At 76.1% G+C, this 20,061-nt stretch carries 16 protein-coding genes and 1 pseudogene; 6 read left to right on the top strand and 11 right to left on the bottom strand.

Features of this window, described 5'->3' with window-relative positions; genetic code table 11:
- Nucleotides 1-6 precede the first annotated feature (6 nt).
- Nucleotides 7-747 carry a DUF899 family protein gene (locus ACFVS0_RS08910; protein WP_430563404.1) on the bottom strand — a complete coding sequence of 247 codons (741 nt, stop codon included), beginning with the start codon at nucleotides 745-747 and terminating at the stop codon, nucleotides 7-9.
- A 115-nt stretch (nucleotides 748-862) separates the two neighbouring features.
- On the opposite strand from ACFVS0_RS08910, the gene ACFVS0_RS08905 reads away from it, so the two are divergent.
- Nucleotides 863-1,267 carry a pyridoxamine 5'-phosphate oxidase family protein gene (locus ACFVS0_RS08905; protein WP_430552265.1) on the top strand — a complete coding sequence of 135 codons (405 nt, stop codon included), beginning with the start codon at nucleotides 863-865 and terminating at the stop codon, nucleotides 1,265-1,267.
- Nucleotides 1,268-1,290: 23 nt separating this feature from the next.
- Here ACFVS0_RS08905 and ACFVS0_RS08900 read toward each other — a convergent pair whose 3' ends face one another.
- The 7 genes from ACFVS0_RS08900 to ACFVS0_RS08870 all read right to left on the bottom strand — a co-directional run bounded on the left by ACFVS0_RS08900 (nucleotide 1,291) and on the right by ACFVS0_RS08870 (nucleotide 8,454).
- Nucleotides 1,291-1,518, bottom strand: a complete 228-nt coding sequence (locus ACFVS0_RS08900) for an RNA-binding S4 domain-containing protein (RefSeq protein ID WP_430552264.1) — start codon at nucleotides 1,516-1,518, stop codon at nucleotides 1,291-1,293.
- A gap of 67 nt (nucleotides 1,519-1,585) precedes the next feature.
- Nucleotides 1,586-2,575, bottom strand: coding sequence for an ornithine cyclodeaminase family protein (locus ACFVS0_RS08895; RefSeq protein WP_430587753.1), 990 nt, complete (start codon nucleotides 2,573-2,575; stop codon nucleotides 1,586-1,588).
- An 89-nt stretch (nucleotides 2,576-2,664) separates the two neighbouring features.
- Nucleotides 2,665-3,591, bottom strand: coding sequence for an ABC transporter permease (locus ACFVS0_RS08890; RefSeq protein ID WP_430552262.1), 927 nt, complete (start codon nucleotides 3,589-3,591; stop codon nucleotides 2,665-2,667).
- Nucleotides 3,588-4,877 (bottom strand): hypothetical protein, encoded by a 1,290-nt coding sequence (locus ACFVS0_RS08885; RefSeq protein WP_430587752.1) that lies wholly within the window; start codon nucleotides 4,875-4,877, stop codon nucleotides 3,588-3,590. The genes ACFVS0_RS08890 and ACFVS0_RS08885 overlap by 4 nt, the downstream gene beginning before the upstream one ends.
- Nucleotides 4,874-6,502, bottom strand: coding sequence for an ABC transporter ATP-binding protein (locus ACFVS0_RS08880; protein WP_430587751.1), 1,629 nt, complete (start codon nucleotides 6,500-6,502; stop codon nucleotides 4,874-4,876). The genes ACFVS0_RS08885 and ACFVS0_RS08880 overlap by 4 nt, the downstream gene beginning before the upstream one ends.
- Before the next feature lie 75 nt (nucleotides 6,503-6,577).
- Nucleotides 6,578-7,624, bottom strand: coding sequence for a BMP family ABC transporter substrate-binding protein (locus ACFVS0_RS08875; protein WP_430563399.1), 1,047 nt, complete (start codon nucleotides 7,622-7,624; stop codon nucleotides 6,578-6,580).
- 104 nt (nucleotides 7,625-7,728) lie between these two features.
- Nucleotides 7,729-8,454, bottom strand: a complete 726-nt coding sequence (locus ACFVS0_RS08870; RefSeq protein ID WP_430552258.1) for a GntR family transcriptional regulator — start codon at nucleotides 8,452-8,454, stop codon at nucleotides 7,729-7,731.
- Nucleotides 8,455-8,517: 63 nt separating this feature from the next.
- Between ACFVS0_RS08870 and hisD the strand changes: the two genes are divergently transcribed.
- Complete coding sequence (gene hisD / locus ACFVS0_RS08865; RefSeq protein WP_430552257.1) at nucleotides 8,518-9,843, top strand: histidinol dehydrogenase; 1,326 nt, start codon at nucleotides 8,518-8,520, stop codon at nucleotides 9,841-9,843.
- 108 nt (nucleotides 9,844-9,951) lie between these two features.
- The gene (locus tag ACFVS0_RS08860; RefSeq protein WP_430587750.1) at nucleotides 9,952-13,311 is read left to right on the top strand and encodes an SNF2-related protein; all 3,360 of its coding nucleotides are present in this window, start codon (nucleotides 9,952-9,954) and stop codon (nucleotides 13,309-13,311) included.
- 36 nt (nucleotides 13,312-13,347) lie between these two features.
- On the opposite strand, the gene ACFVS0_RS08855 is transcribed toward ACFVS0_RS08860, so the two are convergent.
- Together ACFVS0_RS08855 and ACFVS0_RS08850 are read right to left on the bottom strand one after the other, a co-directional pair.
- Nucleotides 13,348-15,582: a RecQ family ATP-dependent DNA helicase gene (locus tag ACFVS0_RS08855; protein ID WP_430552304.1), complete on the bottom strand. Its 2,235-nt coding sequence runs from the start codon at nucleotides 15,580-15,582 to the stop codon at nucleotides 13,348-13,350.
- A 249-nt stretch (nucleotides 15,583-15,831) separates the two neighbouring features.
- The gene (locus ACFVS0_RS08850) at nucleotides 15,832-16,254 is read right to left on the bottom strand and encodes a hypothetical protein (RefSeq protein WP_430563395.1); all 423 of its coding nucleotides are present in this window, start codon (nucleotides 16,252-16,254) and stop codon (nucleotides 15,832-15,834) included.
- 79 nt (nucleotides 16,255-16,333) lie between these two features.
- Between ACFVS0_RS08850 and ACFVS0_RS08845 the strand changes: the two genes are divergently transcribed.
- The gene (locus ACFVS0_RS08845; protein WP_430587749.1) at nucleotides 16,334-16,855 is read left to right on the top strand and encodes a Rieske (2Fe-2S) protein; all 522 of its coding nucleotides are present in this window, start codon (nucleotides 16,334-16,336) and stop codon (nucleotides 16,853-16,855) included.
- Between the two features lie 84 nt (nucleotides 16,856-16,939).
- On the opposite strand, the pseudogene adhP reads toward ACFVS0_RS08845, so the two are convergent.
- Nucleotides 16,940-17,953: pseudogene (gene adhP / locus ACFVS0_RS08840) on the bottom strand (alcohol dehydrogenase AdhP); the annotation flags it as partial.
- A gap of 279 nt (nucleotides 17,954-18,232) precedes the next feature.
- On the opposite strand from adhP, the gene ACFVS0_RS08835 reads away from it, so the two are divergent.
- Nucleotides 18,233-19,456, top strand: coding sequence for a histidinol-phosphate transaminase (locus tag ACFVS0_RS08835; protein ID WP_430587748.1), 1,224 nt, complete (start codon nucleotides 18,233-18,235; stop codon nucleotides 19,454-19,456).
- Nucleotides 19,456-20,058 carry an imidazoleglycerol-phosphate dehydratase HisB gene (gene hisB / locus ACFVS0_RS08830; RefSeq protein WP_430547395.1) on the top strand — a complete coding sequence of 201 codons (603 nt, stop codon included), beginning with the start codon at nucleotides 19,456-19,458 and terminating at the stop codon, nucleotides 20,056-20,058. The genes ACFVS0_RS08835 and hisB overlap by 1 nt, the downstream gene beginning before the upstream one ends.
- Nucleotides 20,059-20,061: the final 3 nt, after the last annotated feature.

Raw genomic sequence — 20,061 nt, 5'->3', positions numbered from 1 at the left:
GGCCGGTCAGTGGTGGTGGCCGTGCGCCGCGTGCGGGTCGTACGGCGCGGCCTCGGGCCGGGACCACTGCGGAACGGGGCGCCCGCGGTCCTTCCACCACGTCGCGGTCGGGTGCTGCGGCCAGCCGGCGGGGGAGTCCTCCCACTCCTCCTGCCGCCCGTACGCGGTCAGGTCGAGCAGCTGGGCCTGCGCCATGATCGCCTCGACGCCGCGGTGCGTGGTCTCGTTGGTGAGGAACACCCGGTCGTCGACGCGCAGGTAGCAGGAGATCAGGCCGCGGTCGTCGCTGAGGCCGCCACCCACCGCCTCGTCGGTGACGCCCTGCATCGAGTACCAGGGCACCCGGTAGCCCATGAACTCCACGAAGGGCGCGACCTCGTCCCACGGGCCCTCGCAGAAGACGGCGAACGTCACGCCGCGGTGGTGCAGGTAGGCGGCGTCCTGCACGCTCCAGATGCTGGCCGTGCAGCCCTCGCACTGCCCCTCGACCGGCTGCCCGGCGTGCCACATGTGCTTGTACGCGATCAGCTGGTCTCGCCCGTCGAAGACGTCCAGGAGCGGGACCGGCCCGTCGGGGCCGACGAGCAGCGCGCCCGCGTCGACCTCGGTCATCGGCAGGCGCCTCCGCGCGGCGGAGATCGCGTCCCCCTCGCGGGTGTGCGCCTTCTCGCGGGCACGCAGCGCCTCGCGGTCACGCAGCCACGTGGCGCGGTCGACGGGGGAGGGGGAGGCGGCGGTCTCGGTCACGGCGGGCTCCTCGGCAGGTCGGGTCCGGGGCAGGGCGGTCCGGCTGCTCCGGTCGGTGGTTCGACCGGCGCGCGCCCCCGGACTCATCGGTGCCCCGCGGCCGTAGGCTCGGGGCGTGTTCCGCCTCAACCCCGAGCAGCTCGTGTTCGTCACCGAGCGCCACCTCGCCACCCTGACCACCCTGCGCGCCGACGGGAGCCCGCACGTCGTGCCCGTCGCCTTCACCTGGGACGCCGAGGCGGGCGTCGCGCGCACCACGGCGCGCCGGTCGTCGACCAAGGTGGCCAACGCACGCCGGGAGACCTCCGCGGGAGGCCGCCCCCGCGCGGCGCTGTGCCAGGTGGACGGCGGGCGGTGGCTGACGCTCGAGGGGACGATCGAGGTGAGCGAGGACGCCGACGAGATCGCGGACGCCGTCGTGCGGTACTCGAAGCGCTACCGGCCGCTGGAGCACGACCCCGAGCGCGTCGTGCTGCGCCTCACCCCGGACCGGGCGATGGCCTCGACCTACATGGCCTGAGCGCCCCGGCTCCCCGGCGGTGCTCAGGCGACGACGGCGGTCTCGTCGCCCTCGGGCAGGGCCACCGTCACCCGGTCGCCCCGGACCAGCTGGCGCCCGCGGCGGGTCTCGGGTTCCTCGTTGACCCGGACCTCGCCGTCGGCGACCAGGTCACGCGCGTGGGTTCCGGACTCCGCGAGGCCCGCTAGCTTGAGGAACTGCCCCAGCCGGATCATGTCGTCGCGGATGGGGACCTCGATCGGGGCGCTCATGGGACCCATTGTCCGTTCTCGCGGTCGCGGTCCGGGCACCTCGCCGCGTGCGCGTGGCGACGGGGTGTCACGCCGCCAGGTCGACCGCGACGCCACGGCCGGCCGCTCGCGCCCGCTCGAGCAGGACCGCGCCCAGTGCGACGTCGAGGACTCCGAGCCCGACCGAGTCGAAGAGGGTGATCTCGTCCGGGGCGCGGCGCCCCGTCGCACGGCCCGTGACGACGTCGCCGAGCTCGAGGCGGCACGCGTCGGCGTCGATGGCCCCTTCGGCGATGGCGAGGAGCGCGTCGCCGGACTCGTGCAGGGCGGTCCCCACGGAGTCGACCACGACGCGGGAGCGCGCCATCGCGGCCCCGTCCACCTCGCGATGGTCCGGCCGGGGCGGCGCGCCGACGACGTTCACGTGCAGGCCGGGGGCGAACCACGACCCCTGGACGAGGGGGTCGCGGGCGGGGGTGAGCGTGCACACCACGTCGGCCGTCCGGACCGCGGCCTCGGGAGATCCGACCGCCTCCACGGCGAGGTCCGGGAGGTGCTCGGCGACCTGCGCGGCGAAGGTCGCGACGCGCTCCGTGGTGCGGGACCAGACGAGGACGCGCTCGAGCGGCCTGACCTCGGCCAGCGCCCGCACGTGCTCGAGCGCGAGCGCGCCCGCGCCGACGAGGCCGAGCACGCGGGCGTCCTCGCGTGCCAGCCACCGCGTCGCCACGGCGCTCGCGGCGGCCGTGCGCAGCCGGGTGGGGACCGCGCCGTCGAGCACCGCGGCGGGCGCGCCCGTGCTCGCGTCGACGAGCACCAGGACGGACCGCTGGGCCGGCAGGCCGCGGTCGCGGTTGCCGGGGACGTCGGCCAGCAGCTTCGAGCCGGCGAGCCCGGCCCGGCCCGACACGGCGGTCATGGGCAGGAAGTGCGCGGCGGGGTCGAGCGCCGCGGCCGTGAGCGGCGCCTGCGCGGCGACGCCGTCCGCGAGGTCTGCGAAGGTCTGCTCGACGAGGTCGACCACCTCCCGGGGCGACACCAGCCCGGTGAGCTCGGATCGGGTGAGGACGAGGGGCACGGGCGCTCCAGCATGGTCGGCGGGACGGGCGGTGGGACGGTCGGTGGGATCGTCGGTGGGACAGGCGGTGGGACGGACCGCGGCGGTGCTCATGCGGTGCGTCCGAGCCGGGCGAAGGGCGTGGTGAGCCCCGACGGCGGGCGGCTGTGGGTGACGAGCCCGGCGACGGCCAGCAGCGCGAGGACGTACGGCAGCATGACGAGCAGCGCGAACGGCACGTCCACCCCCAGTGCGGGCAGCGTGAACTGCAGCGCCTGCGCCAGGCCGAAGACCAGCGCCGCCACGGCGACGCCGACCGGGCGCCAGCTCCCGGCGATCACGGCCACGACCGCGAGATAGCCGACGCCCGCCGTCATGTTGTCCGTGAAGGTGTGCACCTCCGCGAGGGCGAGCTGGGTGCCCGCGAGGCCGGACAGCACCCCGACCACGAGCACCGCCAGGAACCGGACGCGCAGCACGGGCACGCCCGCACGGTCGGCGCTCGCGGCGTCCTCGCCGACGGCGCTCAGGGCGATGCCCCACGCCGTGCGGCGTGACGTGAGGAGGCCGAGCCCCACGACCACGGCCAGCAGGACGTACGCGAGGCCGGTCTGCTGGAACAGCGCGGGGCCGAGGACGGGGAGGTCGGACAGCCAAGGCACCGCGACCCGGTCGAAGCCCGGGACGACGGTGCCGCGCTCGAGGAGCAGGCGGGCGCCGAAGGTGGTGCCGGCGAGCGCGAGCGCGTTCGCGGCGATGCCGGTGACGATCTGGTCGGCGCGCAGGACGACGCTGAGCAGCGCCTGCAGGAGCCCGGCCAGGAGCCCCGCGGCGGCGCCGCAGGCGACGCCGACGAGGGCCGACCCGGAGGCCGTGGCCCCGACGACGGACGCGAACGCGCCGGTGAGCATCATGCCCTCGACGCTCATGGTCAGGACTCCCGAGCGCTCGCCCACGAGCTCGCCGCTCGCGGCGACCAGGACGGGGACGGCCAGGGCGACGCCTGCGGCGAGCAGGTCGGTGAGGGTGTCGATCACGGGGTCGCCTCCGGTCGGGGGGTCGTCGGGACGGTGCGGTGCGCGCGCCGGTGCCGGGCCGGGCGCACGGCCCAGACCGCGGTCCCGGCGACGCCGAGGATGACGAGGCTCTCCGCGACCTGCGTCAGCGACGCGGGGACGCCGGCGGCGAGCTGCAGGTTGATCCCGCCCGACACCAGGAAGCCGAGCGCGGCCGCGACGACCACGGCGACGGCGCACGACCCGCGCGCCAGCAGGCCGACGACGAGGCCGGAGAACCCGTATCCCGACGAGATGCCGTCGTCGAGCACGTACGGCGCGGACACGACGAGGACGCCGCCCGCGACGCCCGCGGCCGCCCCGGCGGCGGTCAGCGCGGAGAACCGGAGCCGGTCCACGCCGAGGCCGAGGCGGTGCGCCGCGGGCCGGGACAGGCCGACGGCGGCGAGCCGGACGCCGGTGCCGGTGCGGTGCAGGACGAGCGCCACGACGCCCGCGGCGACGAGGGCGAGCACCGCGGCGACGGTCGCCGGCGAGCCCGGGACCCCGAGCAGCGGCAGGTGGGCCGCCTCCACGAGGGGGGCGGACTGCGGGAGCGTCTCGGAGCTGGTGACGGGCTGGCGCAGGAGTGCCTCCTCGTGCACGGCGAGGACGAGGACCGCGGCGCCGACGAAGTTGAGCAGCAGCGTGGTGATGACCTCGCTCACTCCGCGCCGGACGGCGAGCCAGGCCGCGATCGCGGCCCATCCCGCGCCGCCCGCGGCGGCGGCGAGCAGGACGAGGGGCAGCGCGACGGCCGGGGGCGCGCTCGGGGGCAGGGCGGTGCCGACCGCGGTCCCGGCGACCGCCCCCACGCAGATCTGGCCCTCCCCGCCGACGTTGACCAGGCCCGCGCGGTGCGCGAGCAGGAACCCGGCGGCCACCAGGAGCAGGACCGCCGCCGTGTTGACGGCCGAGCCGATCGCGTACGGGGTGCCGACCATGCCGTCCCAGAGGGCCGCCGCCGCCTCGGCGGGCGGCGCTCCGGCGAGCGCGGCAAGGGCGGCGGCCACGGCCAGGGCGCCGGCGACCGCCGCGGCCGGGACGAGGACGGGCGCCAGGTCGCGGAGCCGGGCCGTCGGTCCGCGCGGCGGCGCCTCCCGACCACCGTCGGCGGGGGAGCTCGTGGGGCCGGGCTGTTTCGGCGTCCCGGTCGGTGTTCCTGTGGGTGTCCCGCTCGACGGCGTGGGCGGGGGCGCCGGCGGCGAGCCTGGCGCGGTGCTCCGCGGGGAACGTGCGGCGGCGAGGGCGCGTGCGGCGAGGGTCATACGGCTGCTCCCGTCATGAGGTGCGCGACCTGGTCGCGCGCGTCCGGCGCGTCGGTGGGCACGGCGTCGCTCAGCCGGCCCCGGTAGGCGACGTGCACGCGGTCGCACGTCGCGAGGAGCTCCGAGAGCTCGCTGGAGACCACCAGCACGGCGACGCCGGACGCGGCGGCGTCGCGCAGGCGGGTGACGACGTCGTCGACGGCGCCGAGGTCGAGGCCGCGCGTCGGCTGGGCGGCGACGACGCAGCGCAGCGGGTCGAGGCTGAGCTCGCGGGCCAGCACGGCCTTCTGCTGGTTGCCGCCCGAGAGCGAGGAGAGGGGTGCGTCGAGGTCGGCGGCCCGCACGTCGAACCGGGCCGCGAGGTCGCGCGCGTCGGCGCGCAGCGCACGCCGGTCGAGGAGCCCGAACCTCCGGTAGGCGCCGAGACGCCCGAGCAGGAGGTTCGTCGTGACGCTGAGCGCCGGGACGACGGCCTCGTGGTGGCGGTCCTCGGGGACGACGCCGAGGCCGAGCGCGGTGCGCCGTCCCGGCGTCGCGCGGGTGAGGTCGTGCCCGTCGAGCAGGACCTGTCCCGCCGCCGGGGCGCGCGCCCCGGAGAGCGCCGCGACGAGCTCGCTCTGGCCGTTGCCCTCCACGCCCGCGATCCCGACGACCTCGCCGGGTCGGACGGCCAGGTCGACGTCGTCCACCAGCCGCTCGCCGTCCGCGCCCTCCACGACGAGGCCGCGGACGTCCAGCGCGACGGGCAGGGACGCGTCGGGTCGCGGCGGGGCCGGACGGCGGGCCGCCGCCTTCCCCTCCACGTCGACGCTCGCGGCGAGCACCGGGTCGAGCCCCCCGACGTCGCGACCGATCATCAGGGTGACCAGGTCCGCCGTGCCGAGCGCGTCGGGACCGCCGCCGTCCTCGGCCGTGGGGCCGCCGTCGCCGGGGCGGGTGATCCGGCCGCCCCCGACGACGCGCCCGCCCCGCAGCACCGTGGCGCGGTCGCCGACGCGCCGCACCTCCGCCAGCTTGTGGGTGACGAGGACGACGGCCGTCCCGGCGGCCGCGACGCGGCGACAGGTCCCCAGCAGCCGCTCGACGTCCTCGGGGCCGAGGACGCCCGTGGGCTCGTCGAGCAGCAGCAGGCGCGGCCGGTCGAGCAGGGCGCGCACGATCTCGACCTGCTGGCGCGCGCCGATGCTGAGCTCCCCGGTCACGGCCGCCGGGTCGACGCGCAGGCCCAGGTCGTCCTCGATCTCCGCGAGCCGCGTCGTGAGCCCCGCGAGGTCGGGGCGCAGCCGCCGCCCGCGCCCGAGCAGGAGGTTCTCCCGCACGGTGAGCGTGGGGACCAGCGAGAAGTGCTGGTGGACCATGCCGATGCCCAGGCGGATCGCCTCGGCGGGGGACGCGGGGGCGTACGGCGCTCCGTCCAGCAGCAGCTCGCCGCGGGTGGGGGGCAGGGTGCCGAAGACGAGGTGGCACAACGTCGACTTGCCGGCGCCGTTCTCGCCGAGCACGCAGTGCACCTCGCCGGCGGCGACCGTGAGGTCGACGTCGTCGAGCGCGGTGTGCGCGCCGAAGCGGCGGGTGACGCCGCGGAGCTCGAGCGCGGGCGTGTCGCCCGGTCGCGGTGGGGGCACGGGACCTCCTCGGTCGGTGGTCGGTCCGGCAGGACGGAGCCGGGTCGGTACGGGGCCGGGTCGGTGCGGGCCGGGTCAGTACGGGGCGACGTCGCCGCTGGCGACGGACTCGGTGAGGGTCGCGAGCGCGTCCGCGGTCTCGGGGTCGTCGCCGCACAGGACGAACTCGGTACCGCCACGCTCGGACGTCAGGCCGAAGGGCACCTGCGCCGCCTCCCACGTGCCGTCCAGCACCGCCTGCACGGCGTACTCGACCTCGGTGCCGATGTCCGTGCGCACGTACCCGGCGTACGGTCCGGTGCACTCGCCGGGGATCGGCCCGCCGATCATCGCGGCGTCCGCGTCGGCCGCGGCCTGCTCGATGCCCTGCTTGCCGAGGTTCACGATCTGCCCGACGACGTCGACCCCGACACCGAAGTTCGCCGCGGCGGCCTGCTTCGCCTTGGCCGGGTCGTTGAAGTCGCCGAGGAACTGCGGCGTCACCACGGTGGTGCCCGGGACGGCGGCCTCGGCGCCGTTCGCGAAGGCGGCCGAGGCGTTGACGATGGCCGGCAGCTCGACCCCGCCGATGAAGCCGATCTTCCCGGTGGACGACGACAGGGCCGCGACGGCGCCCGAGAGGTACTCGGCCTCCGCCTGCTGCGGGTCGTAGTAGGCGAGGTTGTCCAGCGGCTCGGCGTCGGCCGGCCCGCCGATCTCGACGAACGTGACGTCGGGGAACTGCGGAGCCACCTTGCGGAGGTCGGCGTCGGTCTGCCCGCCCACGGAGATCACCAGGTCGGAGCTGCCCGCGAGCCGCACCAGCGTCTGCTCGTAGTCGGCCGCGGCGACCTCCTCGACGAACGACATGTCGACCTCGTCGCCGAGCTCCTCCTCGACCCGCTGGTACCCGAGGTAGGCCGACTGCATGAACCCCGTGTCCGAGGTCGAGCCGGGGAGGAACACGCCCACGGCCAGAGGCCCGTCGGCCGTCGGGTCGGTGCCGGAGGCGGCAGGGGTGCCGCAGGCCGCGAGAGCGAGGGTCCCCGCGGCGGCGAGCGCGGTGGCCAGGCGCCGGCGGGTCGGTGCGGCGGGAGACGGTCCGGTGCGGTGGGTGCGGGTTCCGGGGCGGGGGCTGCGCATGTCGTCCTCCAGTGAGTTAGCGGTATACCACTAATGGAGGAGTCTCGGGACGTCGTGTTTCCAGGGGGTCAACCGGCCGTAAATGCTGCGTGACCGTGCGCCCGTCAGCCGGCGCGCCGGCCCCGGTTGCGCGACCGGGTCGCCTCGACGGGGTCGACGGGGGAGGAGGCCCAGGTCTCGGCGAGCGCGAGGCTCGGCCCGCGTCCCGAGGCCACGTGCCGCTGGGCGAGCGCGCCGACGGTCTCCGCGTCGCGGGCCTCGATCGCCGCGAGCATCGCCGCGTGCTCCTCGCACTGCTCGCGGGTGTCCCGACGCTTCGTGAGGTGGAAGAGCCAGCGCACCCGGGCGTCCAGCGGCGCGAGCATCGACCGCAGCAGCGTGTTGCCGCACGCCTGCACCACCGCCGCGTGGAAGCCGGCGTTCGCCGCGGCCGTCGCGGCGTCGTCGTGGGCGTCGAGGGCCTCGCGCGCGGCCTGCACGGCGGCCGCCATCGTCTCGAGGTCGGCGGCCGTGCGACGCAGCGCCGCGAGCCGGAACGCCAGCACCTCGACGCTCTCGCGGACCTCGAAGAGCTGCTCGACGTCCTCGCGCGTGAAGGGCGCGACCAGCGCCCCCTGCCGGGGCACCAGGATGACCAGGCCCTCGCCCTCGAGCTGCTGGAGCGCCTCGCGGAGCGGGACGCGCGAGACGCCGAGCTCGGCGGCGATGTCCCTCTCGACCAGCCGCTGACCCGGATGGAGGTCGAGGCCGATGATGCGTGCCTTGATGGTCTCGTAGGCGGTCTCGCGCAGCGAGCGGCTGTCGCCGCGGGGCGCGGGGGGCGTGGTCACGCACCGATCCTAAGGAGCGGGCGGGGCCGGTGGCCGGACCGGGGCCCGGCCTAGACTGGTCCGGTGATCCGACGCATCGACCTCCGCGGGCAGGACCTGACCCGCACCGAGCTGCTCGGGGTGCTGCCGCGCCCCGAGATCGGGGTGGACGAGGCCGTCCAGGCCGTCACCCCGATCATCGCCGACGTCCGGGCCCGCGGTGCCGCCGCGCTCCGCGACCTGTCGGAGCGCCTCGACGGCGTGCGTCCGGAGCATCTGCGCGTCCCGGTGGAGGCGCTGGCCGCCGCCCTCTCGGGGCTCGACCCGCAGGTGCGGGCGGGGCTCGAGGAGGCCATCCGGCGGGTCCGGGCGGTGCACGCCGCGCAGGTGCCGACGGAGCACGCCACGCAGCTCGCGCCGGGTGCGGTGGTGCGACAGCGGTGGGTCCCCGTGCAGCGCGTGGGCCTTTACGTGCCCGGTGGCCGCGCCGTGTACCCGTCGTCCGTGATCATGAACGTGGTCGCCGCGCAGGAGGCCGGGGTGCCCGGGCTCGCCGTCGCGTCGCCGCCGCAGAAGGACGCCGGCGGGCTGCCGCACCCGACGATCCTCGCCGCGTGCGCGCTGCTCGGCGTCGACGAGGTCTACGCGGTCGGCGGGGCCCAGGCGGTGGCGATGTTCGCGTACGGCGCCGCCGGCACCGAGCCGCAGGACGGCGACGTGCTGTGCGACCCGGTGGACGTCGTGACGGGCCCCGGCAACGTGTACGTGACGGCGGCCAAGCGCCTGGTGCGCGGCGTCGTCGGCATCGACGCCGAGGCCGGGCCCACGGAGATCGCCGTGCTCGCCGACGAGACGGCCGACCCGGGGCACGTCGCCCTCGACCTCATCAGCCAGGCCGAGCACGACCCGATGGCCGCCTCCGTCCTGGTCACGCCGTCCGTGGAGCTGGCCGGCGCCGTGGAGGCCCGGCTGAGCGACCTGGTGGGCTCCACCAAGCACTCGGCCCGCGTCCTGCAGGCGCTCGGCGGACCGCAGTCCGCCGTCGTGCTCGTCGACGACCTGGAGCAGGGTCTCGCGGTGGTGGACGCCTACGGCGCGGAGCACCTGGAGATCCAGACCGAGGGGGCAGCGGCGCTCGCGGAGCGCGTGCGATCGGCGGGGGCGATCTTCGTCGGTCCGTGGTCGCCCGTCTCCCTCGGCGACTACATGGCGGGCAGCAACCACGTGCTCCCCACCGGCGGCTCCGCGCACTTCTCCAGCGGCCTCGGCGTCCACGCCTACCTCAAGTCCGTCCAGGTGGTGGAGTACACCCGCGACGCGCTCGAGGAGCTCGCCGACCGCATCGTCGCCGTCGCGAACGACGAGGACCTGCCCGCGCACGGCGAGGCCGTCCGCGGGCGCTTCCTCTGAGCAGCCGCACCACGCCCACGACCGGTCCTCGCCGGCGCGCGGAATAGTGTGCCAAGCGGCACGGCCCACGGCGTCGGCCGCGTCGGAGGGCCGTGCGAGCATGGGCGCATGCCCTCGCCGCCACCCCGCCTCGACCCGGTCGTGGTGGGCGACGTCGTCGGGAGCGCCGCGTTCCGCCGCGCACAGGGCTACCAGCGTGCGGGCATGGTGCGCACCTGGCACTGGGACCCCGACGCGCGGGCGCTCACGGCCCGCGTCGCGGGCAGCGGTGCGCAGCCCTACGCCTGTCGCGTGACGTTCACCGTCGGGGCCGACGGGCGGTACGCCTACGACGGGTCGACCTGCAGCTGTCCGGTGCGAGCGGACTGCAAGCATGTCGCAGCCGTCCTGCTGCACGTCGGTGCCCAGCCCGAGGCGGCCGGGACCGCCGTGGCCGCCGTCAGCGGTGACGAGGACGGCGACGAACCCGTGGGCTGGAGGGGGCGCCTCGCCGCGGTGACCGGAGCCCCGGACGCCGGGTCCCGCCGGCCGGCCGCGCACGGCACCCGCGACGGCGGCACCCTGCCGGTCGCGCTGCGGTTCCGGCTCGACGAGGAGTTCGGCGGCCTGCCCCCGGAGCTCTCGGTGCGGCCGGTCGTGCCGGGGCGCACCGGCTGGAAGGTCGCGCCCGAGGCGAGCTGGGAGGCGCTGGCCACCGGCCTGTACGCGTTCGCCGACGTGCGGGCCACGCCCGCGCCCGAGGTGCGGCGCTGGTTCGCCGACCTCGGGTCCGCCCTCGGCGACGGGGGCGGGTTCGGCCGCGGCCGGCGCGCCTGGCGCCCCCTGGCCGCCGGCGGACGCGGGCTGTGGGCGCTGCTCGCCGAGGCCGCGGACCTGGCGATCCCGCTCGTCGCGCACGGTGCGCGTGACGAGGTGCTCCTGGCGGACGCGGCGGAGCTCCGCCTGAGGGTGGGGACCGCGGTCGGCGCGGCGGACGGCGGGGTGCACCTGGACCCGGTCGTGGCCTTCGACCGCGTCGACGTGGCCCCGGGTGCCCCGCTCGGCACGGTGGGGGACACCGGCCTGTACGCGGTCGAGGCCTCCGGCCGGCGGACCGTGCTCCGGCTGGGGCCCACGCCGCGGCGGCTGTCCGACGCCGCGCGGGAGCTCGTCGTCGTGGGCCGGGTGGAGGTGCCGGGCGACGACGTGGCGGAGCTCTACGCCGAGCACCTCCCCGCGCTCCGTCGCGCCGTGCGCGTCGTCACCGACGGCTCCGTCGCGCTGCCCGACCCGCCGCGCCCGGTGCTCGTCGCCGAGGTCGCCTTCCCGTCGCCGGAGCACGCGCTCCTGACGTGGGCGTTCGAGTACCCGACGCTCGAGCACACGACCCCGGGCGCGGGCAGGGTGCGTCGCGTCGCGCTGGACGGGGCGACGTCGGACCCGGTGCGGGACCCGGAGGCCGAGGCCGAGATCCGGGCCAAGGCGCAGGCGACCGTCCGGGGCGTGCCCGGCTTCGAGCGCTTCGACCTCGCCGCCCGGACGGACCTCAAGGGCCTGGACGCCCTCGACCTCGCCCACGGCGTGCTCCCCGCGCTGGCCGCCACGGGCGACGTGCGCGTCGAGGCCGGCGACGTGCCGCACTACCTGCACCTGGACGCCGCGCCCCGCGTGGTCGTCTCGGGGGCGCCCTCGGGGGACTCCGACTGGCTCGATCTCGGCGTCTCGGTGACCGTCGGCGGCAAGGCGCTCCCTTTCGCCCGCCTGTTCACCGCCCTCGCGCGCGGCGACAAGCGGCTGCTCCTCGTCGACGGGTCGTGGCTGCGCCTCGACCAGCCGGTGCTGGGCCGCCTGCGTGACCTCATCACGGAGGCCACCGCGCTGAGCGACCGGCCGGGCAAGGCGCGGGTCAGCCGCTACGACGCGCAGCTGTGGGGCGAGCTCGAGGACGTGGCGGACGTCGTCGAGGCCGCGGAGGCCTGGCGGCGGTCGCTGGCCGGCCTGCGCGCGCTCGCCGCGGGGGAGCGTGTCGCGGAGGCGTTGGACGTGCCCGACGGCGTGCGCGCCGAGCTGCGGCCGTACCAGCGGCAGGCGTTCGAATGGCTGACCTTCCTGTGGCAGCACGGGCTCGGGGGGATCCTGGCCGACGACATGGGGCTCGGCAAGACGGTCGAGACGCTCACGTTCCTGGCGCACGCGCGGACGACGGCGGCGGACGCCCCGCCCTTCGTCGTCGTCGCCCCGGCCTCCGTGGTCGGGAACTGGGTGGACGAGGCGGCGCGCTTCACCCCCGGGCTGCGGGTGGTCGCGATGCCCGCCACCTCGCGCACGCTCGGCACCGACCTGGCCGAGCTCGCCGCCGGGGCCGACGTGGTCGTCACGTCGTACGCCGTCTTCCGTCTCGAGTTCGACGCGTTCGACGCCCTCGAGTGGGGCGGGCTGATCCTCGACGAGGCGCAGGTGGCGAAGAACCCGCGCACGCGGGCGCACGAGACCGCCCGGCTGCTGCGCGCCCCGTTCAAGCTGGCGGTCACGGGCACGCCGCTCGAGAACAACCTCATGGAGCTGTGGGCGGCCCTCGCGATCGTCGCGCCGGGGCTGTACCCGTCGATGCACCGCTTCAAGGCGGAGACTGCACGGCTGGTCGACGCCGCGGCCGCCGACGACGACCCCCAGGTGGTCGCGGCCGGCAACCGCGCGCTCGCACGCCTCAAGCGGCGCATCCGCCCGCTCGTGCTGCGCCGCACCAAGGAGCAGGTCGCCCCCGAGCTGCCCGAGCGCACCGAGCGCGTGCTGCGCGTGCCGCTCACCCCCGACCACCGCAAGGTCTACGACACCCACCTGCAGCGCGAGCGACAGCGGTTGCTCGGGCTGCTGGAGGACTTCGACGCGAACCGCGTGGCGATCTTCCGGTCGTTGACGACGCTGCGCCGCCTCGCGCTCGACGCGTCGCTCCTCGACGACGCGTACGCGGGCGTGGGCTCCGCCAAGCTCGACGTGGTGACCGACGAGCTGACCGAGATCGCCGCGGAGGGCCACCGGGCGCTCGTCTTCTCGCAGTTCACGTCGTTCCTGCGGCGCGTCGAGCAGCGCGTCACCGCCGCTGGGCTGCCCGTCGTCTACCTCGACGGCGCCACCCGCCGGCGCGCGGACGTCGTGCGGGCCTTCAAGGAGGGCGACGCCCCGGTGTTCCTCGTCTCGCTCAAGGCGGGCGGCGTCGGGCTCAACCTCACCGAGGCCGACTACGTCTACCTGCTGGACCCGTGGTGGAACCCCGCCACCGAGGCGCAGGCCGTCGACCGCACCCACCGCATCGGGCAGACCCGCAACGTCGTCGTGACGCGCCTGGTCGCGCAGGACACGATCGAGGAGAAGGTCATGGCGCTCGCGCGGCGCAAGGCCGCGCTGTTCGACGCCGTGCTCGACGACGCGGCGGGCACGTTCGCCCGGGCGCTCGCGGCCGACGACGTCCGGGGGCTGCTCGACGGCTGACCAGGTGCCCCGCCCGCCGCGGCGCGCGCGGACGCGTCAGCGCACGCCGAGCACGAACGGGTGCACCGCCGCGGCGCCGGCCTGGCGCAGCAGCCGGGCGGCCACCGTGAGCGTCCAGCCGGACTCGGTCCAGTCGTCCACCAGCAGCACGGTACGGCCCGGCAGGCCGCGCAGGGCGGCGTCGCCCAGCTCCGGTCGCAGGCGCCGCGCCACTCCCGCGAGGCGCATCGCCGAGTTCACGTCGTGCCGGTCGGGCTGCTCGGAGCCGGCGGCCGGCCCGACCGCGCCGATGAGCGGCACGCCCAGGTAGGCGGCCAGCCCCGAGGCCAGGTGGTAGGTGAGCTGCGGACGGGTGGCCGACCGCACCGCGACCACGCCCTCGATCGCGTGGGACGCGCCCGCGTCGTCCGCCCCGTCGCCGCCGTCGCTGCGGCCGGGGTGGATGGCGTCCCAGTCGTCGAGGACCCGCGCGGCGGCGTGCCGCAGCGGCACGGGCACCTCGCCGTCGGGTGCACCCGCCGCGAACAGGTCGCGCAGCGGGCCCGACCAGCCCAGCCCGTCGAGGCGGGCGACCGCGCGTCCCGGCTCGGCGCGCTCGCCGGGCGCGATCTTGCCCTTGAGGTCGAGGCCGAGGGCGGCCAGCCCGGACGGCCACATCGCGCGCGGTCCGACCTCCACGCCGGGCCGGTCCATGTCGGCGCGCGCGGCGGCCACGGCCTCCGCGTCGGGGACGGCGGGCAGCGTGACACCGTCGCACCGGTCGCAGCGGCCGCAGGCCCAGCCGTCGGGCAGCTCCGGGTCGTCGAGCTGGGCGCGCAGGTACGCCATCCGGCACCCGGAGGTGGCCACGTAGTCGACCATGGCCTGCTGCTCCGCCTGGCGGGTGGCCTCCACCCGTGCGTAGCGCTCGGCGTCGTACGCCCAGGGGGTGCCGGTGGCGACCCAGCCGCCCTGCACGCGGCGCACCGCGCCGTCGACGTCGAGCACCTTGAGCATCGTCTCCAGCCGGGACCGCTTGAGGTCGACCTGCGTCTCGAGTGCGGCGGTCGACTGCGCGCCCTCGGACGCCCCGAGGGCGCCGAGCGTGGCGCGGACCTGCGGCTCGGCGGGGAACGCCTGCGACCCGAACCAGTCCCAGATCGCCCGGTCCTCGTGCCCGGGCAGGAGCACGACGACGGCGTCGTCCACGCCACGGCCCGCGCGGCCCACCTGCTGGTAGTAGGCGATGGGGGAGGAGGGGGCGCCGAGGTGCACGACGAACGCGAGGTCGGGCTTGTCGAAGCCCATGCCGAGCGCGGACGTCGCCACCAGGGCCTTGACCCGGTTCTCCTTGAGGTCCTCCTCCAGCTGCTCCCGCTGGGTGGGGTCGGTCCGGCCGGTGTAGGCCGCGACCGCCAGCCCCGCGCCCCGGAGCTGCTCGGCCACCTGCTCGGCGGCGGACACGGTGAGGCAGTAGACGATGCCCGACCCCTCGACGTCCTGCAGCGCCTCCACGAGCCACGCCACCCGCGTGGGCTGGTCGGGGAGCTCGAGCACGGCGAGGTGCAGCGACTCGCGGTCCAGCCCGCCCCGCAGCACGAGCACGTCCTCGTCGGGGACGGGGTCGCCGCCGGCGGCCGTTCCGTGCACGCCGAGCTGCTCGGCGACGTCGGCGGTGACGCGGGCGTTGGCCGTGGCCGTCGTGGCGAGGACGGGGATGCCGGGCGGCAGGTCGGCGAGCAGCGTGCGGATGCGGCGGTAGTCGGGCCGGAAGTCGTGGCCCCAGTCGGAGATGCAGTGCGCCTCGTCGATCACCACGAGGCCGGCGTCGGCCGCCAGGCGGGGGAGCACCTCGTCGCGGAACGCCGGGTTGTTGAGCCGCTCGGGCGAGCACAGGAGCACGTCGACCTCGCCCGCCGCGATGTCCGCGTGCACCTGGTCCCACTCGGTGACGTTCGAGGAGTTGATCGTCACGGCGCGGATCCCGGCGCGCGACGCCGCCGCGATCTGGTCGCGCATGAGCGCCAGGAGCGGGGACACGATGACGGTGGGACCCGCGCCCCGGGACCGCAGCAGGGACGTCGCGACGAAGTACACGGCGGACTTGCCCCACCCGGTGCGCTGCACGACGAGCGCGCGGCGGCGGAACGCGACGAGCGCCTCGATCGCGCGCCACTGGTCCTCCCGCAGCGTCGCGTCCTCGCGGCCGACCAGCGCGCGCAGCGACTCCTCGGCCTGCTCGCGCAGCGTGCCGCCGCCCTCGCCCGCGCTGTCGAGCAGCCCGCGGAGCATCGCGAGCTTCGCGCGCTTGGCGGCGTCGGGTGCCGACGCGGGTTCGGGGGACGGGACGGGCGGCGGGGCGGTCCGCGGCCCGGGCGGGGCGCCGTGCTCGTTCTCGTTCTCGGGCGCCTGGTCGTCAGGCGGCGGGACGTCCTCGTCCGTCGGGTCGAACACGAGGTCGGCGTACGGGTCGTCGGGGTGGCTCACGTCTTCGATCGTAGGGGGCGCCGCCGACGGCTCCGGCCCGTCCTCCACAGGCCGTCAGCGCACGTACTCCCGCAGGAGCGCCACGGACGACGCCACCACCGCGACCACCTCGGCCGCGGCGGCGACGATCTCGGTGGCCCCCGCGAACGTCTCGTTGACGCCGTAGAAGCCGACCGTCGTCGACAGGACGAACGCGAGCAGCGTCAGGCCGCCGAAGCCGATGCCGCCGACGAGCGGCAGCCAGTGCCGCCAGGCCACGAGCAGCCCGGCCAGCACGACGCCCGCCACGGCGTTGAGGAGGAAGAGGGGGCCGACGACGGCGATCGTGTCGTAGCCGTCGACGTACAGCACGACGTGGACGACGGCGGAGACGAGGACCGCGATCGCGGCCGCGAGTCGCCAGCCGCGCGCGACGGGCGGCCGGGCCGAGGGGGTGGGCCGCGGCCGGGGTGGCACCGCGCCGTGCGACGAGTCCATGATGATGATGCTCCCACTCCTCGGTGGTGCCGTCAGCGGAAGCGTCCGGCGGGCCGGGGCCCGACCCACCGGAGGCGCCATGCCGACCAGCCCAGCGACCAGCCCTCAGGCCAGCCCTCAGGCCAGCCCTCAGGCCGGCCCGACCGTGCCCGACGCGGCCGCCTGCTCCTGCGGCCCGACCCGCCGACAGCTGCTGCGCGGCACGGGCGCGGCGGCGGGCGCGATCGCGGGCGCCGGGGTGCTCGCGGCCTGTGCCGAGCAGAAGCCGACGCCGCAGGAGGCCGCGGCCTCCGCGAGCGCGGCGGGCGCGGGCACGGTCGTCGTCGCGCTCGCCGACGTGCCGGTGGGCGGCGCCGTCGCCGCGAAGGTCGGTGGTCAGGACGTGCTCGTGACCCAGCCGACCCAGGGCGAGGTGCACGCGTTCAGCGCGATCTGCACGCACGCGGGCTGCACGGTCGCGCCCGGCGAGGGCGAGCTGCTGTGCCCGTGCCACCAGTCGCGCTACGCGCTGACGGACGCCGCGGTGCTCGGCGGGCCGGCGCCCGAGCCGCTCCCGTCGATCCAGGTCGAGGTCTCGGGGGACGACGTCGTGCTCGCGTGACGGGGCGCACGGACGACGGGGGCCCGGGGGAACACGCCACCGGGCCCCCCCCCTGCGCGGGGGGCATCCGCTCCCCCCCTCCCCTACGACACGGCCCGTCATTCTTCCCCCCATCCCCTCCTCTAAGACCGCATTGATGTCGCCGAGGGGGCGCACCGTGTAGGTCGGGTCGACCTTGCCGCGGGCGAAGAAGTCGAGGGCCTCCGCCATGTCCTTGCGGGTGCCGACGATCGAGCCGCGCACGGTGAGCCCGAACAGGACCGTGGTGAAGATGTCCAGCGGGAACTTCTCCGGGGGCAGGCCCACGAGGGACACCGTGCCGCCGCGGCGCAGCGCGCCGACGGCCTGCGGGAACGCGTGGGCGTTGACCGCGGTCACCAGTGCGCCGTGGACGCCGCCGCCGGTCTTCTCCTGCAGCTCGGCCGCGGCGTCGGCGGAGGTGGCCGCGTTCACGGTCACCTCGGCCCCGTGCTTGCGCGCCAGCTCGAGCTTGGCGTCGTCGACGTCGACCGCGGCGACGCGGCGGCCCATCGCGACCGCGTACTGCACGGCGATGTGGCCGAGGCCGCCGATGCCGGAGATCAGCACCCACTCGCCCGGCTTGGTGTCGGTGACCTTGAGGCCCTTGTAGACGGTGACGCCGGCGCACAGGATCGGGCCCACGGCCGACAGGTCGACGCCCTCGGGGACGATCGGGGCGTACCGGGAGTCGACGAGCATGTACTGGCCGAAGGAGCCGTCGACCGAGTAGCCGCCGTTCTTCTGGTTCGGGCAGAGGGTCTCCCAACCGGTCTCGCAGTACTCGCACTCGCCGCAGGCGCTCCACAGCCAGGCGTTGCCGACGGTGTCGCCGACCTTGACGCGGGTCACCTGGTCGCCGACGGCGACGACGTGCCCGACGCCCTCGTGGCCGGGGACGAACGGCGGGCTCGGCTTGACCGGCCAGTCGCCGTGCGCGGCATGCAGGTCGGTGTGGCACACCCCGGTGTAGTCGACCTTGACCAGGGCCTCGTGCGGGCCGGGCGTCGGGATCTCTCGGTCCTCGACGGTCAGGGGCTCGGTGAACGAGTGGACGACCGCGGCCTGCATGGTGCTCATCTGCTTCTCCCTCTCACGGGCCGCTCGCGGGCGGCCCACATGTCGAACTGCTGATACCTCGACGGTAGGCGCGATGCCTCCGCGACGCAGCCCCAGGGCCTTGTGAAGGCTGTCACAAGCCGCACGATCAGGCCGTTCGCTGCATGTGTAATCCTTCACAAAGTGGATGGTCGGTCGATCCGGCACGGTCGGCAGCGGTCGGCCCGACCCGGGCTCGCGTGCCCGGCCGAGGGGCGGACGCCGCCCTCGGGCGCTCCGGCCGTTCCGTAGACTGGCGCGGTGACCACCCCCCTGTCCGCCGCACCCGCGGGCGGCGTCGACGGCGCGCGGCTGCCGCTGCGTCCCGAGCTCGCCGCCGAGGTGCCCTACGGCGCCCCGCAGCTCGACGTGCCCGTGCGGCTGAACGTCAACGAGAACCCGTACGCCCCGTCGGAGGCCGTGGTCGCGACGATCGCCCACCACGTCGCCGAGGCGGCGCGCGGGCTCAACCGGTACCCGGACCGCGACTTCGCCGCCCTGCGCGGCGACCTGGCCGACTACCTGGCGCTCGAGTCGGGGGTGCGGGTGGCGCCCGAGCAGGTCTGGGCCGCCAACGGCTCCAACGAGGTCATGCTGCACCTGCTGCAGGCGTTCGGGGGCCCCGGCCGCACCGCGCTGTCCTTCGCGCCGACCTACTCGATGTACCCCGAGTACGCGCGCGACACGCACACGCGCTGGGTCACCGGCCGCCGCGAGACCGACTTCACGCTCGACGTCGACCACGCGGTCGCGACGATCGAGGAGGTCCGCCCGTCCGTGGTCCTCCTCGCCAGCCCGAACAACCCGACCGGCACGGCGCTGCCGCTCGCGACGGTGGAGGCGATCCTGGACGCCGCGGCGAGGACCGAGGTGCCCGACGCCCCCGAGCGCGACGGTCGCCGCGCCGGCGCGGTCGTCGTGGTCGACGAGGCGTACGCGGAGTTCCGGCGCCCCGGCACGCCGTCGGCCCTCGAGCTGCTCGGCACGCACCCCCACCTCGCGGTCTCGCGCACGATGTCGAAGGCCTTCGCCGCGGCCGGGCTGCGGCTCGGCTACCTGGCCGCCTCCACCGCGCTCGTCGACGCCCTGCGTGTCGTCCGGCTGCCCTACCACCTGTCGGCCGTCACGCAGGCGGCCGCACGGGGAGCGCTGGCGCACCACGACGAGCTGCGGGCCCAGGTGCGCGACCTGCGCGACGAGCGCGACGCCCTCGTGGCGTGGCTGCGCGCGCAGCGCGTGGACGGCCTCCCGCTGCAGGTGGCGGACTCCGACGCGAACTTCGTGCTGTTCGGCACGTTCGAGGACCGGCACGCCGTCTGGCAGGGCCTGCTCGACCGCGGGGTCCTCATCCGCGAGACGGGGCCCGACGGCTGGCTGCGCGTCTCCGTCGGCACGCCCGGCGAGAACGCCGCGTTCCGGGCCGCGTTCATCGAGGTCGTCAGCGAGACGTTCAGCGGCGCCACGGCGCCCGAGGAGGAGGACTGATGCAGCACCGCACGGCCCGCGTGGAGCGCACGACGAGCGAGTCGAGCGTCGTCGTCGAGCTGGACCTCGACGGCACGGGGCGCACGGAGATCTCGACGACCGTGCCGTTCTACGACCACATGCTCACCGCGCTCGGCAAGCACTCGCTGATCGACCTCACGGTGCGCGCGACCGGCGACACCCACATCGACGCGCACCACACGGTCGAGGACGTCGCCATCGTGCTCGGCGAGGCGCTGCGCGAGGCGCTGGGCGACAAGCGCGGCATCTCCCGCTACGGCGACGCGACCGTGCCGCTCGACGAGGCGCTCGCGCTCGCGGTCGTCGACGTCTCCGGCCGGCCGTACCTGGTGCACTCCGGCGAGCCGGAGGGGCAGGAGTACCACCTCATCGGCGGGCACTTCACCGGGTCCCTCACGCGGCACGTGCTCGAGTCGATCGCCCACCACGCGGGCATCTGCCTGCACGTGCGGGTCCTCGCGGGCCGCGACCCCCACCACATCGTCGAGGCCCAGTTCAAGGCGCTCGCCCGCGCGCTGCGCGCCGCCGTCGCCCCCGACCCGCGCGTCGAGGGCGTCCCGTCCACGAAGGGTGCGCTGTAGCCG

Source organism: Isoptericola sp. NPDC058082 (assembly GCF_042885055.1).
GTDB lineage: Bacteria > Actinomycetota > Actinomycetes > Actinomycetales > Cellulomonadaceae > Isoptericola.
This window is presented reverse-complemented; position numbering and strand designations above follow the sequence as displayed.